Genomic DNA, 14,165 nt, shown 5'->3' on the forward strand with positions numbered 1-14,165 from the left:
TAACATGTTATGTGTTTAGCTTGACGTGCTGACCATTCGAATCTGAGTTTAGTAGTAATTAAGCGTAAAAATTATGATGAAAAAATATGATGAGTTATTTATTTCGTTACGACGAGTTATTCGTGCGATAGATCTTTATTCTAAAAAGTTAAGCAAAGAAACAGGCTTAACCAGTCCTCAGCTAATTGTTCTACAGGAAATTGCTGCGGGGAAAGGGATCATGGTTAAGCAAATCGCTGAAAATATTAATTTGAGCTCAGCTACTGTCACTAGCATTCTTGATCGTTTAGAGAGCCGTGGATTGGTTACTCGTGAGCGCTCTACTGCAGATAAACGTAAAGTGGACTTATTTCTTACCGATAGGGGTAACGAGGTGCTATCTTCGGCCCCTAAACCGCTCCAAGATCATTTCATTAATCGGTTTGAAGGCTTAGATGAGTGGGAACAAACACAAATGGTTGCCACAATGCAACGACTGGCGAAAATGATGGATGCAGAAGAGCTAGATGCTGCGCCATTGCTGGAGGTTGGTACAATTCAAACAAAGCAATAAATGAGAGAAATCTTAATTGTATTACTTGTATATTGCATTAACGTTAAATTTTTTTGTTTAAATATTAGACAGTTTAAAAATTATCTCCTAGGTTAAATAAACTTGTTCATTTGGTTAAGTTCCTGAACAAGTTACAATAATGCTCAGGGCAGCAAGTGCTTTGAGCAAACCAATAAAATAATAATTATTTGGAGATACCTCAATGCAAAGCAAAAAAGTTGACCGCAAGTCAACAGGCTTATTGCTGCCTGCTTGTACCCTACTACTATCAACCATCGCTGTATCTAACGCTGTACACGCGGTTGAAAGAGGCATGATAAGCAACGATTTTTCTAATTTAACACAACGTTTTATTGTGACTTACGAGTCTGACGAATCGAAAGATTGGCAGAACGAAGCGCAAGTGATTTCAATGTTTGCGGGAAATGATGTTAAATACATGCGTCAATTGGCGGTAAACAAGCATCATCTTTTCAAGCTAGAAAAGCCAGTCGACAGTGTAAAATTTCAATCTATGATTGAACGATTAGGCGCGATGTCTGGCGTTGTAACCGTAGAAAAAGATTCAATCATGACAATTCAGTCAGTTCCTAATGATACGCGTTACAACGATCAATGGCACTATTTTGAAGCGACCGGTGGCATTAATGCTCCGTCGGCTTGGGATAACTCTACTGGTAGCGGCGCCGTTGTTGCGGTTATCGATACTGGTTATGTATATCACTCAGATTTAGACGCAAATATGCTACCTGGTTATGATTTCATCAGTGATACGTCGGTTGCAAATGACGGTAACGGACGAGACTCTGACGCAAGTGACCCAGGTGATTGGTTGTCGGCAAATGAGTGTGGTTTCTTCAACCCACCAAGTGCGGTAAGTAGCAGTTGGCACGGTACTCATGTTGCAGGTACTATTGCTGCCGTGAGTAACAATGGTGCAGGTGTAGCAGGTGTTGCTTATAACGCTAAAGTAGTACCAGTAAGGGTATTAGGTAAATGTGGCGGTTATTTATCTGATATTACAGACGCCATTGTTTGGGCATCTGGTGGCAGCGTGTCAGGGGTTCCTGCAAACGCAAATCCAGCTGATGTTATTAATATGAGCCTGGGTGGAAGTGGTTCTTGTAGCAGCAGTTATCAATCGGCCATTAATACGGCAAGAGCAAATGGCACCACGGTTGTGGTAGCAGCAGGGAACAGTAATGCTGACGCAAGTGGCTTTAGTCCTGCAAGCTGTAACGGCGTTATTTCTGTCGCATCAAATGATCGTCAAGGTAACCGCGCTTCTTATTCAAACTACGGTAGTTCTGTTGATTTAGCAGCGCCAGGCGGCGAAACTGCAACAACGTCAAATGGAGTGCTTTCTACACTCAACTCTGGTAGCCAATCTCCAGCTTCAGAGTCTTATGCATACTATCAAGGTACGAGTATGGCAGCACCACATGCTGCGGGTGTAGCGGCATTAATGTATGCTGCAAATTCAAGTATTACGCCTGATCAAGTTGAAACGGCAATGAAAAATACTGCACGTACTTTACCTGGTAGTTGTTCAGGTGGTTGTGGTGCAGGTATAGTAGATGCGGCAGCAGCTGTTGCAGCAGCAGGTGGCGGCGGTGGCAATCAAAGCCCGTCTGCAAGCTTTGGTGTATCAACTAACCAATTAACAGCAAGCTTCACAGACGGTAGTTCGGATCCAGATGGTAGCATTGTAAGCTGGAGCTGGAACTTTGGTGACGGTGCAACGTCTAGTGCACAAAACCCATCTCATACTTACGGAGCAAGTGGTACTTACACGGTTTCTTTAACAGTAACTGATAATGATGGCGCGTCAAATAGTACTTCTCAGTCAGTTGATGTTTCTGATGGTTCGGCAAATACCGGCGGATTTACAGAAGAAAACTTGGCTGCAAGTCGCCGTAGCTGGATCCGTCGTACAATTGAAGTGCCAGCTGGAGCAACGAGTCTAGATGTTGATATTAGTGGTGGTAGTGGTGATGCTGACTTATATGTTCGCTTCGGTAGCCAGCCAACAACTTGGTATTACAACTGTCGTCCTTACTTATATGGTAATAACGAAACATGTACTTTCACAAATCCTCAAGCAGGTACTTGGCACATTGGTATTCGCGCTTACAGTGCATTCTCAAGTGTTAAGCTAGATGCTTACTGGAATAAGTAGTTTTTATTTTAGAAATTAACTTAGAAACGAAATAATAAAGGGAGCCACATGATTGGCTCCCTTTGTATTTTAAAGCGTTGTCGTTATTACGCGATTTTCATGCAGTCTTTACCTGCTGTTTTTGCTGTGTATAACGCATTATCTGCACGGCTAAAAATAGTGCGGCAATTGTCTTCCTGCTTCCAGCGAGCACAACCGATACTTGAAGAAACTTGATACATACGCATAACTTCATTGGTACTGCTGAATAATTTAATGCGCTGAGCCACTAAGTTGGCAGTATTGCTGTCGCAGTTATCAAGTAAAATAGCAAATTCATCGCCGCCAAAACGAAACAAGGTATCATTTCCTCTTACCATGCCTTTCAACGCTTGAGCAAATTGTGACAGCACAACGTCACCCGCTTGGTGGCCATATCTGTCGTTAACTTGCTTAAAATTGTCTAGATCTAAAAGCATTAATACGTAAGGTGCGTCGTTTCTTGCCGCACGTTGCTGCATGCGCTCTTGTGTTTCGTCAAAGTATCGACGATTTCCTAGCCCCGTTAAACTGTCGACTAGTGCATAACGTTGTACTTTTTCGAAAGTAATCGCATTTCTGAGTGGGTAACCTAATTTTTGGTGAAGCGTTGCAAGTTGCATTTTTGCAATTGCATTTATAGGTTCACTAGTATGATAGATTAAGTGGCCAATGACTTCGTCTTCCACCATTAATGGGAATTCATGGATGAGATTGCCTTTATTTGAGCCTCTTACGGTGATTTCAGTGCCTTCATAGAGAAAGCTCAAGCCATTAAATGCTGTAATTTTTGCAGCCTCCATGGAAAAAATTTCCAATAATCTAGGCAACTCAAGCGTAGTTTGTAGTAGCTCAATTAAGCTGGTCTTGTCTGCATTTTCTTGCATAGCGTACGACGATACGGACGGAACATGTAGATATTCGTTATTCGATACACTTACAACATCAAGCATTTGCATATTTTCCACAATAACACTCCTCATGGATGGCGCTAGCTATATTTAGATAATGAGCTTTATGCTAATAGTGTGCCAAAAATGCAAGCAGTTGATATAGCAAAGTAAATGTATCGATACTATGATTAAGGATGATAACTGTACAAATTGTTCAAAAAATTGGCGGCAATAGACTGCCTCATGAATATCAAAAATAAGATGGATGGCTAATATGGAGTGCGTGTGGATTTTACAGAGATAGCTAATAGCGCCTATTTAGAATTGCTGGGGTTATTATCTGTAGCCGTAGTATTGGTGTGGGCGTTTAAAAAAATGAATTTACCGCCTATTCTTGCGTACTTGGTAGCTGGGGTTATTACTGGAAGTAGTGGTATTGGCTTAATTACCAACCAAGACGACATCCATGTAATCGCTGAATTAGGCATTGTGTTTTTAATGTTTTCATTAGGGTTAGAGTTTTCAGTGCCAAAGTTATTGGCAATGAGGCATTTAGTATTTGGGGTTGGTAGTGCCCAGGTGATATTAAGCATGTTTTTAATTATGTGTGTCGCTGTAGGGCTGAATTATACGTGGCAAAGTGCGATTACCATAGGCGGCATATTAGCTCTATCATCAACGGCCATTGTGATTAAATTACTGAATGAAAACGGAGCATTACATTCAAAGCGCGGACAAATTGCTGTAAGTATACTGCTATTCCAAGATATTGCAGTTGTTCCATTACTTATTGCTATCCCTATTCTGTCAGGCAACAGTATTGATAGTTTATGGACTTCTTTAGCGTTAGCGCTAGCAAAAGGGATTGTTGTTGTATTTATTTTATTTTCCGTTGGAAAGTGGCTTCTACCCAGAATATTCAATCAAATAGCGCAAGCAAGAACAGATGAGTTGTTTGTGCTTAGCACTATTTTGGTTGTTGTGATTGCGGGGGGTATTACGTATCTATTTGGGTTATCAATGGCGCTAGGCGCATTTTTGGCAGGCATGATGTTAGGGGAAAGCCAATATCGTCATCAATTAGAGTCTGATATTAGACCATTTAGAGATATTTTAATGGGCTTATTTTTCGCGACGGTTGGCATGCAATTAGACTTAAATGTATTGGCTGATACTTTACACTGGATTTTGATTGGTGTGTTGGCGCTGTTACTCATAAAAACAGTTGTCACAATGGCCTTGGCAAAAATGAGTGGTGAATCATTAGTCAATAGTTGGGCGTCGGGCTTGATCACATTTCAAATGGGAGAGTTTGGTTTTGTGCTTATTGCACTGGCATTACAAAATAGTTTATTAGACAGCATCACGGCGTCCTACCTTATTGGTGTTGGAATTATCAGTATGGCGATAACGCCATACTTAATGTTGCACAGTGTAAAACTAGCTACTTGGTTAAGTGGTAGAGATCCACTAGTTGATCATTTTAATGAAAAAGGAAATGCAGAAAGTGCGTTGCACGACCATGTCATTATTTGCGGCTTTGGCCGAGTGGGACAAACAGTAGGGCGGTTTTTAAAGCTAGAGGCCGTACCGTTCATTGCATTAGACTCTGATCCCATCAGAGTGCAAGAAGCTCAAGCAGCAGGTGAGAACGTGCAATTCGGTAATGCAAGAGATAAAAGCATTATGAAATCTGCCAACGTAACCAGCGCTAAGCTTGTTATTATTACTTTTGGTGATTTAGCAAAAGTGGAACCTATCATCAGTACCATTAAAGAAATTGCGCCTGATGCCAAAATATTGGTAAGGACGCCAAATGATGATGATTTAGAAGCATTCCAACAAGCTGGGGTAACAGAAGTCGTGCCCGAATCGTTAGAGGGAAGCTTAATGTTGGTTTCTCATGTACTTTATATGACTGGGGTGCCAGTCGCTCGTGTAATAAAACGCGTACGTGAAGAAAGAAAAAATCGGTATGGTTTTTTACATGGCTTTTTTCCGGGTGAAACCACTGATATGAGCATGACGCAACGCGACAGGTTAGAGTTTTTACATGCGGTTTCCTTGCCTCGTAATGCTTATGCCATAGGTAAGTCAATTCAATCATTAGCACTAGAAGAGCGCAGAGTAATGGTGCATGGACTAAGGCGAAACGGTGAAGAGTTTGCCGAACCCGATGGTGACATTATTTTGCAAGAGCATGATATTTTAGTCATAAAAGGCAAGCCAAGAAGGGTAGAGCGGGTAGAGCGTTTTATGCTTGAAGGGGACTAATGCAGCTTCTATTGGTTAAGTGGTGTTCCAGCCTCTACTGAGGCTGAAACCTATTCATCATTGAAATGGATTATAAAGCTACATCCATTGATCTTCACCACGTCGTTTTCTTGGAATCAAGTGAGGTAAAATTAAGCCAAGAATTAATCCACCAAGCGCAATACCTGCGCCATATAGCATTTGCTGGTTGGCTTCTTCTTTTCCCTTTTTATCGGCTTGTTGTTTTAATGTTTTATTATTCGTTGTTAGTGTTTTTACTTGTTGAGTAAGCTGATCATTTCGACCACTTAATTCATCCATTTGTTGTTGCAGTGGCGCATTAGCTTCAGCAATTTCATTCAGTTCTGCGCGCGTTGATTCTAGCTCTTTACTGAGTGCGTCGTATTGAAGTTGAATACTTAAGTCGGTTGAGTAAAAACGACGGTCAATCCAGCCTTCACGCGCTTTTTCATCTTTAATTTTGATGTAACCGGTTTCTTCGTTTGCTTCAAGTACGTTTATTTGTGAACCAGCATTTATGCTACCAATAATGCGATAGTTACTACTTGGTCCAGCGTGCATAAAAATATATAAGTCATCTTTAACAAAACCATCGGTTTCACGCTGGGTGGTGTCATTACTAACAGCAACATTAGCCGTTTCTGACGTAGATTCCTCTTGCGCAAATACAACTGCTGTGCTGCTAAGCGCGATTGCGAGAATTATTTTTTTTATCATAACTGTCCTGAAACTTTTTGAATGTCATTCAAACGTTGCGAGTTATTTATTTATAGTTTGAATATTAGGGGGTTAGCAGTTTGATAGCAAGTGCTAATCTATTTTGTGCAAAAAGTAAGAGGTGTACGCTTCTATACGCCATTATGTTGAAGATTGATTGTGCTTAGGGATGGGGAATTAACAAGTGTTAGGCTTTTTTATTGATTTGCATAGTGCTTACAGCTAGAGTATGTCTTATTGTTAAAGCTTTTTCCGAGATATCCTTCAAACTACCCCTTATGGAAACAGAGATAGAACTAAAATTTCTTGTTGCTCCTACCGATCAAGATGTTGTTAGTCAAATACAGTCAGTGTCTGCTGATGTGCTTAGCCATACCGTTAATAAATTATCCAATACATATTTTGATACGCCTGAAAGGCTGTTAAGACAATGGGATATTGGCCTACGTACTCGTGAACACGAAGATAAAATTGAGCAAACCATTAAAACAGCAGGGCAAGTAACAGGGGGCTTACATCAACGACCTGAGTACAATGTGCCTTTATCGTCACGTTGGCCTGAGCTGGTATTATTTCCTGAAAATATATGGCCGAATGAAGCCAATATAGAAATGCTACAAGACAATATTGAGGCGCTTTTTACCACTGATTTTGAACGTACTAAGTGGCATTTACGGATGCCATCGGGAACGGAAGTGGAGTTGGTTTATGATGTCGGTGATATTCGTTGTGGCAGTGACAGTCAACCTATCAATGAAATAGAAATAGAGCTCATTACCGGTAATGTTGATGATGTGTTTGTATTAGCTGAGCAACTGAATGAATTGCTCTCTGTTCGGTTAGGTTTTTTAAGTAAAGCTGCAAGAGGCTATCAATTAAGCGAGCAGTGGCAAACAGAACCTAAGAAAATGATGGAGTGCGTTAAGTTAGCGCCAAATGACACTGTTGAACAAGCATTTATTAAATGCATTGAAAGCGGCATTCATTTTATTCAGCATCATGAACAGTCGTACAGTGAAGAACCGTCCTTATTGGCTTTAAGACGATTAACAGATGGCGTTGCATTAGTGCGACATAGTGTGTGGTTGTTTGCAGGCATGCTAGATCCTGATGCAACAGCAGCGCTTCGTATGGAATTAAAACGTTTATTACGTTCTTTTCTATGGGTTGAGTCAGCAAGGCAGTTAAAAAACATCACTTCTAAGAAATCATCCTTTCGCAAACGTTTGGCTGACTGTCAGCAACTTATCAGCGTTATTGAAGAGCGAAAAGGTCGAAACCCAACCCCTGATGAAGTGAATCAGTTTTTCTATTCAACAGAGTATAACCATACACTATTGCAGCTAACGCGCTGGCTAGTTACACGTGGTTGGCGAGCACATTTATCTGAAGAGCAGCGTGAATATGGTAATAGTCCTATTCAGCATAAATCACCTGAAATGCTAACTCGCGCATGGCAAATTTTATGTGATTTAGTGACAGATAAAGCAGAGTTAACGACACAAGACTACCAAGATTACGATGCCCGTTTAAAGCGTCATTTACTGACAGGTGTTTGTTTGGGTAACTTGTATGAAAGAGAAGATCGAAACCCGTTCAGAGCACCGTGGGTTGATTTGTCGGAAGGTGTGGATGAGCTTAAGATCTTATGTTTATTACAGCAGATTTATGACGACGCGATAAATGAACAGGAGCAGGCAATAGAAGAGGATTTAGAAGTGATAGTGACTCAGAAGCCTGTTACTAAAACAACAACTAAGTGGTTAGATGATAGAAAAGAAAGCCTGTTAGTTGCACTAGAGCAAACTAAGCGCTCTGCCTTAAATATGGAACCATATTGGTAATCGCTCGAGTTAAAGAAGCTTTATTGTTCAAGATAAAGCTTCTTCAATCTTCTTTAAGCTTCACATTACATTAGCTAAAACTAAACAGCATTAATAATGCGTAAGACACCATAATACTCATTTCTACTAGCGCCACCCCAAGATTATCTTGCTGATCAATTTCGACATTCGTTGGAATGTTTTGCAATGCAAATCGGCTCAATAAAAAACTGGTTAACGTCATCACTAAAACAGTCATAGAGCCAACTATAAAAATCGCCATTAAACTGTCGAGCTGAGAAGCCGCTTGATAAGCTGTTATTTTATTAGCTAACGGAAAACTTAAGCCTGTCACTAACAAATAGCCGCACTGGCGAAGCGCCGTCGCGATATTATTTTGACCAAGAAAGTGCTGCATTGAACACCCCTGATTGTGCCGCTTAAATAAACGTTCACGCCATCTAATGGTTAAATATACAGGGATCTGACACAGAAAAAAGCTGATGACAACAAAGGTTAATTGAGAATATGAGTTAATCCCAAACCAGCTCATTAACGCATAAAGCAAAATGCCGTTATGTAACATTGCGCCAACGTCCATTAACGCTGAGGCGATATTCTTTTCTTTTATTTGCTCGTATTCATCAAGGTGGCTGAAGAATACACGGTTATGTAACGAACGACCTATTTCAAGTAATACAATGGTAGTAACAACCGCAAGAATAAAAGAAGGCGCATAGTCTAGGCTGTTCAGTGCGTTGAGCTGAGCGACAGGCTCGGACAAACTAATAAAGTAACCAAATAATGTTCCACCATAAGCGATAGCGTATGCGAAGTTGTCACGCTCAGCTAATTCGTCGGTTAAGCGGCGTTTAAAGCGAAAATAAGTAAAGTAGCGATTACCTTGAATAATAAACAGCAGTAGCGCCAATAACACGCCAAAATGAATTAAACTGTCTTGGTTAATACGAAGATATTCCATTGTTTCCCTTTATCGGATTAAAATCAGTTAATTAGGAGATGGCCTAATTGTTAATACAGAATAAAGTTAGTATAAATGTTTTATAGTTATTAAGCCTAATTAAAAAATATTGGAGCAGATCAATTGGATACAGCTACTTTGCATAACATGGTAAATAAGCGAGCAGCTAATGCACACGCTTTTGATTTGCTACCTGAAGAAATTAAAAAAAGATCAGAATGCAATACTCAACAATTTAATGCTAACACGCGAGAAAGGTTTGAAGCGCTACCAAAGGCGCAACAGTTACAGCTAAAAATATTGGCAGGGCTAAGTGACTTTATTGCAATGCAATTATGCCGATATAAAGAGTTACTACCTGAATTAAGCGCCCAAACGATCGGCATCAATCCAAATTATCACAGTGAAATTCAGCAATACGTTAATGCTGAGCAAAATCAAGACGAGTTTTTTAAAGCTTTACGTAAATTTAGGCATACCGAGCTGGCTAAAATTGCTGCTGCGGATATGCTTGGGCAGATATCAATTGCGTCCGCCATTCAATACCAGTCACATTTAGCCGATGCTTTGATTCTGATGGCTTATGATTGGGCGGTGCAGCAAATATCCAACCGCTTTGGCTTACCTCTTGATAAAAACGAGCAGCCTATACCAATGCAAATATTGGCGATGGGAAAGTTAGGAGGTGAAGAGCTTAATTTTTCTTCCGATATCGATTTAATTTTTATTTATCCTTGCTCTGGGGAGACAAAGGGCGGAAGAAAGTCATTAGATCATCATGAGTTTTATACCAAGGTAGGGCAAAAGCTAATTGCTGCGCTTGATCAGCAAACGCAAGATGGGCAAGTATTTCGTGTAGATATGCGTTTACGTCCGTTTGGTGATAGTGGGCCATTAGTGATGAGCCATGCCGCAATTGAAGACTATTACCAGGAACAGGGGCGCGAATGGGAGCGTTATGCCATGCTTAAAGCGCGAGTGCTAGGCGAGCCTAATAAATATTCCCATGCATTATACGCACTGTTGCAACCTTTTGTTTTTCGTCGATATATTGACTTTGGTGTCATGGAGTCGCTACGAAAAATGAAACGGATGATTCAGCAAGAAGTGAGGCGACGCGGGCTTGCAAATAACATCAAGTTAGGGGCAGGTGGTATTCGTGAAGTGGAATTTATTGTTCAAGCGTTGCAATTAATTAAAGGTGGTAGAGAGCCTAAAGTGCAAGTGAAAAGCTTACTAAAAGCCCTTCCTGTGTTAGTTGAAATGGGGCTTATTTTAGAAGACGAATGCTTGCGTCTGCAATCTGCGTATTTGCAACTAAGGCAGTGGGAAAACTACCTACAAGCGTTTGAAGATCAACAAACTCAAACGTTACCAGACGATACGCTTAATCAGTCTCGGTTAATCTATCTTTGCCAAGCTGAAAACTGGCAAGCTGTATTAGATAAAGTACAGCAAATTACTGCACAAGTCAGCCGTGAATTTAAGTGGATAATAGGCGATGAAGCAGAGCAACATGTTACCGACTACGAACATTTCCAGCTTCTATGGGGCTTAAATAAAATAGAAGATAAATTGGATATTCAGCTGCCTTGGTTAGCAGGCGACGACACCGAAAGCTTTATTCGATCTGTTCATCAATTTAAAGCTGAAATGCGTAAACGCTCTTTAGGTACTCGCGGTAGAGATGTATTAGATAAAATGATGCCAATCTTACTGCGTTCGTGTGAAACCGAAGAAGTCTCGCTTGCACAGTGGCGTTCAGTATCGAGAGTGATTGGAGCAATTGCTACTCGCACTGCTTATTTAGAGTTGCTGTATGAAAATCATGGCGCCATGCGTCAACTGGTATATCTGTGCGCTGAAAGTGAGTGGTTAGCTGAGCAACTAGCAAAATATCCTATGTTACTGGATGAACTAATTGACCCTCAATATATTCACAATCCTATTTCGCCACAAGAATTTGCCAGTGAATTGCGCCAGCACATGCTGCGAGTAAATGAAGATGATCTTGAATTACAGATGGAGGTGTTACGACAATACAAGCAGACACAACAATTAAGAATTGCAGCTAGTGATTTGTCGGGGGCGTTGGCAGTAACCAAAGTAAGTGATCATTTAACCCATTTAGCTGAAGTTATTATTCAAGAAGTGGTCAATATTGCTTGGCATCAAATGGTACATCGTTATGGTTATCCGGCTGGTACAAGCGAAGAAAACAAGCAGTTTGCGGTTATTGCATACGGCAAACTCGGCGGTATCGAGCTAGGCTATGGCTCTGATCTAGATGTGGTTTTTATACATGAATGCGATATAAAAGGCGCAACTGATGGTAACAAAAGTATCGACTCAAGACAGTTTTATATTAAGTTAGCTCAACGTATTCAGCATATTTTTACCACTAATATGCAAACTGGAATGTTGTACGAATTAGACACTAGACTTCGCCCTTCAGGTGCTTCAGGGTTACTGGCTATTCATATTGACACTTTTCAACAATATCAGTTAGAAGACGCGTGGACTTGGGAGCATCAAGCACTTGTTAGAAGTCGTATTGTGTTCGGGCAACCATCAATTACTGAGAAATTTTACAACATTAAGCAACAGATAATAGCACAATCACGTGAGCAAGCAGTGCTGCGTGAACAGGTAGTAGAAATGCGCGAAAAGATGAGAAATCACTTATCTAAGTCAGCGCAAGACCAAGCAGATTTAAAGCAAGACAGAGGTGGAATTGCTGATATAGAGTTTATTGCTCAATATTTAGTGTTGCTACATGCCGAAAAACATTCAGTACTTGCAGAGCACTCTGATACCTTGCGTATTTTTAAGGAACTGGAAAAGTTATCACTGATTTCAGGCGCGCAAGCCACAGCGTTAAAAGAAGGGTATTGCTTGTTAAGGGATGAAGGGCACCACTTATCATTAAAAGGGCTGCCACTTGTCAGCAATAAAGTTAAGATTAAAAGCTGTATGCAAGCGTGTGCTGAGATATGGCATGAAATCATGGCATGAAATTATGGATAACCAATAGTGTTTAATCGTGCATGCTGCACAACTATCAAGCCGCCGCATTTATCAAAAGGGTGGTAGCAGGGTATATAAATTAAATCTTTGCTCGAATGCAGTTACGCTCTAAATAGCCTGAAGGGCTTTTGGCGATAACTGCTGCACGTTCGTTTGGACAAAAGTAAGCGACTACTTCTACTTCAAAATCGCTGCCAATTGCTTGTGCAGTTTTAGCTAAGGTGTGAAGAAAAGTAGAATCAGTTTGAAAGTAATGTTTTATTTTGTAATCGCGCTCTAAACGCCAGTACATGACTAAGCCCTCTTCTTGAGCAAAGTCTTCCATTTTGTCTTTTAGGGTATCGCCGGGTCTAAACCGTCGGTCTCTAACTGCGCCTTTCCATTTACGTGGCATTGGCTTAGTGAAGCGCTTACGTTCGGTTAAATCTTCCTCAAGGGTGTTATCACTAAGCTTTAAATTGATGATGAACTCGTCAATGGGATCGCTCGTATTACTTAGTGCCTCGCGAAATTTTTCATACGCTTTTGCAAATGAACTACCAGACGACGTTGCAGGGCTGTTATTGTTACCGCTACCTGAAAACAACGCATCTTGGTTGACTAACAGCAAGACCGCTAAAATCACTAATACTAGCGCGATCGAAATATGTCTAACCCAAAACCACATCGTTGTTCCTTTCAAATTAATCCTTGATACTACTCGTAATAAATAACATTGCCAATAAAAAACTTACCACCGAACAGCTTAACTATATAATGAGGGGGTGTTTTCAGGGCGCGTTTTAAACCGTCTATGTAACCACATATATTGAGTCGGGTTTCTTTTTACAGCATCTTCTACCCATTGGTTGACTCGAGTCACATCGGCTAAATCATCACCTGAAGGAAAGTTATCAAATGCGGGTGCAGCTTCTAGCTCGTAACCTTGAGTGCCAGGTAGTCGTTTAGTGTAAATGGGCATAACTACACAATTTGCTTCTTTAGCAAATAATAATGTGCCTGTCGTGGTCGCGGTGTCTTTTACGGCAAAAAAAGGCGCAAATAAACTGCGTTTTTTACCGTAGTCTTGATCTGGTAAATAAAAGCAAACTTCACCGTCATTTAACGCACTAATAAGTCCTTTCACGTCGCGTTTCCCAATCATGTATTTGTTAGAGCGTGCGCGTCCATGATATTGAAAGTATTCCATTAAAGCGTTGTTATGAGGGCGATAAAAGCCAACACTAGGATGTGTGTACCCAAAAATTCTACAGCCCATTTCCAGATGCAGAAAGTGAGAGGCAAGCAGAAGCACCCCTTTTCCTTGATCTAAGGCTTTTTGAATATGTTCAAAACCTTTAAAGTGCGCCACCTGTTTCACGCGCCATGTTGGCCACCACCATGCCATGCTTGACTCCAGCATAGCTGTGCCTGTTTCTTTAAAGTTTTGCTTTACTAGTTGGGTGCGTTCGTCTTTTGGCATATCTGGGAAACATAGCTCTAAATTACGTTCAGCAACTTTTCGGCGAGATTTTGCCAGCAAATAAAATAAGTTGCCAAGTCCACGACCTAGCGCAAGCTGAATTCTGAAAGGTAACCACGAGATTACCCACATGATGAACAACATTAGCCAAACTGGCCAAAATACCGGAGACAGAAATTTCAATTGAAATTGAGGGGCTGAAGTCACAATGCATCCTCGTTAGTTAACCTATTCAGA

The 14,165-nt window shown here is 40.8% G+C and carries 10 protein-coding genes; 5 read left to right on the forward strand and 5 right to left on the reverse strand.

Annotated elements, in window-relative coordinates:
- The first annotated feature begins 76 nt into the window (after positions 1 to 76).
- Complete coding sequence (locus HUU81_RS05060; protein ID WP_199611966.1) at positions 77 to 553, forward strand: MarR family winged helix-turn-helix transcriptional regulator; 477 nt, start codon at positions 77 to 79, stop codon at positions 551 to 553.
- 202 nt (positions 554 to 755) lie between these two features.
- Positions 756 to 2,732: a S8 family serine peptidase gene (locus tag HUU81_RS05065; RefSeq protein ID WP_199611178.1), complete on the forward strand. Its 1,977-nt coding sequence runs from the start codon at positions 756 to 758 to the stop codon at positions 2,730 to 2,732.
- A gap of 86 nt (positions 2,733 to 2,818) precedes the next feature.
- Here HUU81_RS05065 and HUU81_RS05070 read toward each other — a convergent pair whose 3' ends face one another.
- Complete coding sequence (locus HUU81_RS05070; RefSeq protein WP_233520610.1) at positions 2,819 to 3,709, reverse strand: GGDEF domain-containing protein; 891 nt, start codon at positions 3,707 to 3,709, stop codon at positions 2,819 to 2,821.
- 219 nt (positions 3,710 to 3,928) lie between these two features.
- On the opposite strand from HUU81_RS05070, the gene HUU81_RS05075 reads away from it, so the two are divergent.
- The gene (locus HUU81_RS05075; RefSeq protein ID WP_233520576.1) at positions 3,929 to 5,917 is read left to right on the forward strand and encodes a monovalent cation:proton antiporter-2 (CPA2) family protein; all 1,989 of its coding nucleotides are present in this window, start codon (positions 3,929 to 3,931) and stop codon (positions 5,915 to 5,917) included.
- A gap of 78 nt (positions 5,918 to 5,995) precedes the next feature.
- Here HUU81_RS05075 and HUU81_RS05080 read toward each other — a convergent pair whose 3' ends face one another.
- Positions 5,996 to 6,634, reverse strand: a complete 639-nt coding sequence (locus HUU81_RS05080; RefSeq protein ID WP_199611180.1) for a TIGR04211 family SH3 domain-containing protein — start codon at positions 6,632 to 6,634, stop codon at positions 5,996 to 5,998.
- A gap of 278 nt (positions 6,635 to 6,912) precedes the next feature.
- Here HUU81_RS05080 and HUU81_RS05085 point away from each other — a divergent pair, with 278 nt between their 5' ends.
- On the forward strand, positions 6,913 to 8,478 hold the full coding sequence (locus HUU81_RS05085; protein ID WP_199611181.1) for a CYTH and CHAD domain-containing protein: 1,566 nt from the start codon (positions 6,913 to 6,915) through the stop codon (positions 8,476 to 8,478).
- A 70-nt stretch (positions 8,479 to 8,548) separates the two neighbouring features.
- Here HUU81_RS05085 and HUU81_RS05090 read toward each other — a convergent pair whose 3' ends face one another.
- Positions 8,549 to 9,439 (reverse strand): DUF350 domain-containing protein, encoded by an 891-nt coding sequence (locus HUU81_RS05090; RefSeq protein ID WP_199611182.1) that lies wholly within the window; start codon positions 9,437 to 9,439, stop codon positions 8,549 to 8,551.
- A gap of 123 nt (positions 9,440 to 9,562) precedes the next feature.
- On the opposite strand from HUU81_RS05090, the gene glnE reads away from it, so the two are divergent.
- Entirely contained in the window at positions 9,563 to 12,454 is a 2,892-nt protein-coding gene (glnE, locus tag HUU81_RS05095) for a bifunctional [glutamate--ammonia ligase]-adenylyl-L-tyrosine phosphorylase/[glutamate--ammonia-ligase] adenylyltransferase (RefSeq protein WP_233520577.1), read from the forward strand.
- A 91-nt stretch (positions 12,455 to 12,545) separates the two neighbouring features.
- Here the strand turns inward: glnE and HUU81_RS05100 are convergent, their stop codons facing one another.
- Positions 12,546 to 13,133: a TcpQ domain-containing protein gene (locus HUU81_RS05100; RefSeq protein ID WP_199611183.1), complete on the reverse strand. Its 588-nt coding sequence runs from the start codon at positions 13,131 to 13,133 to the stop codon at positions 12,546 to 12,548.
- A 78-nt stretch (positions 13,134 to 13,211) separates the two neighbouring features.
- Positions 13,212 to 14,135: an LpxL/LpxP family Kdo(2)-lipid IV(A) lauroyl/palmitoleoyl acyltransferase gene (gene lpxL, locus HUU81_RS05105; protein WP_199611184.1), complete on the reverse strand. Its 924-nt coding sequence runs from the start codon at positions 14,133 to 14,135 to the stop codon at positions 13,212 to 13,214.
- Positions 14,136 to 14,165 lie beyond the last annotated feature (30 nt).

Source organism: Flocculibacter collagenilyticus (genome assembly GCF_016469335.1).
Classification (GTDB): domain Bacteria; phylum Pseudomonadota; class Gammaproteobacteria; order Enterobacterales; family Alteromonadaceae; genus Flocculibacter; species Flocculibacter collagenilyticus.

Excerpts from the sequence above, each read along its gene's own strand:
- HUU81_RS05070 (WP_233520610.1), bottom strand. The coding sequence starts at position 3,709 with ATGCAAATGCTTGATGTTGTAAGTGTATCGAATAACGAATATCTACAT.
- HUU81_RS05060 (WP_199611966.1), top strand. The coding sequence starts at position 77 with ATGAAAAAATATGATGAGTTATTTATTTCGTTACGACGAGTTATTCGT.
- HUU81_RS05100 (WP_199611183.1), bottom strand. The coding sequence starts at position 13,133 with ATGTGGTTTTGGGTTAGACATATTTCGATCGCGCTAGTATTAGTGATT.
- HUU81_RS05090 (WP_199611182.1), bottom strand. The coding sequence starts at position 9,439 with ATGGAATATCTTCGTATTAACCAAGACAGTTTAATTCATTTTGGCGTG.
- HUU81_RS05085 (WP_199611181.1), top strand. The coding sequence starts at position 6,913 with ATGGAAACAGAGATAGAACTAAAATTTCTTGTTGCTCCTACCGATCAA.
- HUU81_RS05080 (WP_199611180.1), bottom strand. The coding sequence starts at position 6,634 with ATGATAAAAAAAATAATTCTCGCAATCGCGCTTAGCAGCACAGCAGTT.
- HUU81_RS05065 (WP_199611178.1), top strand. The coding sequence starts at position 756 with ATGCAAAGCAAAAAAGTTGACCGCAAGTCAACAGGCTTATTGCTGCCT.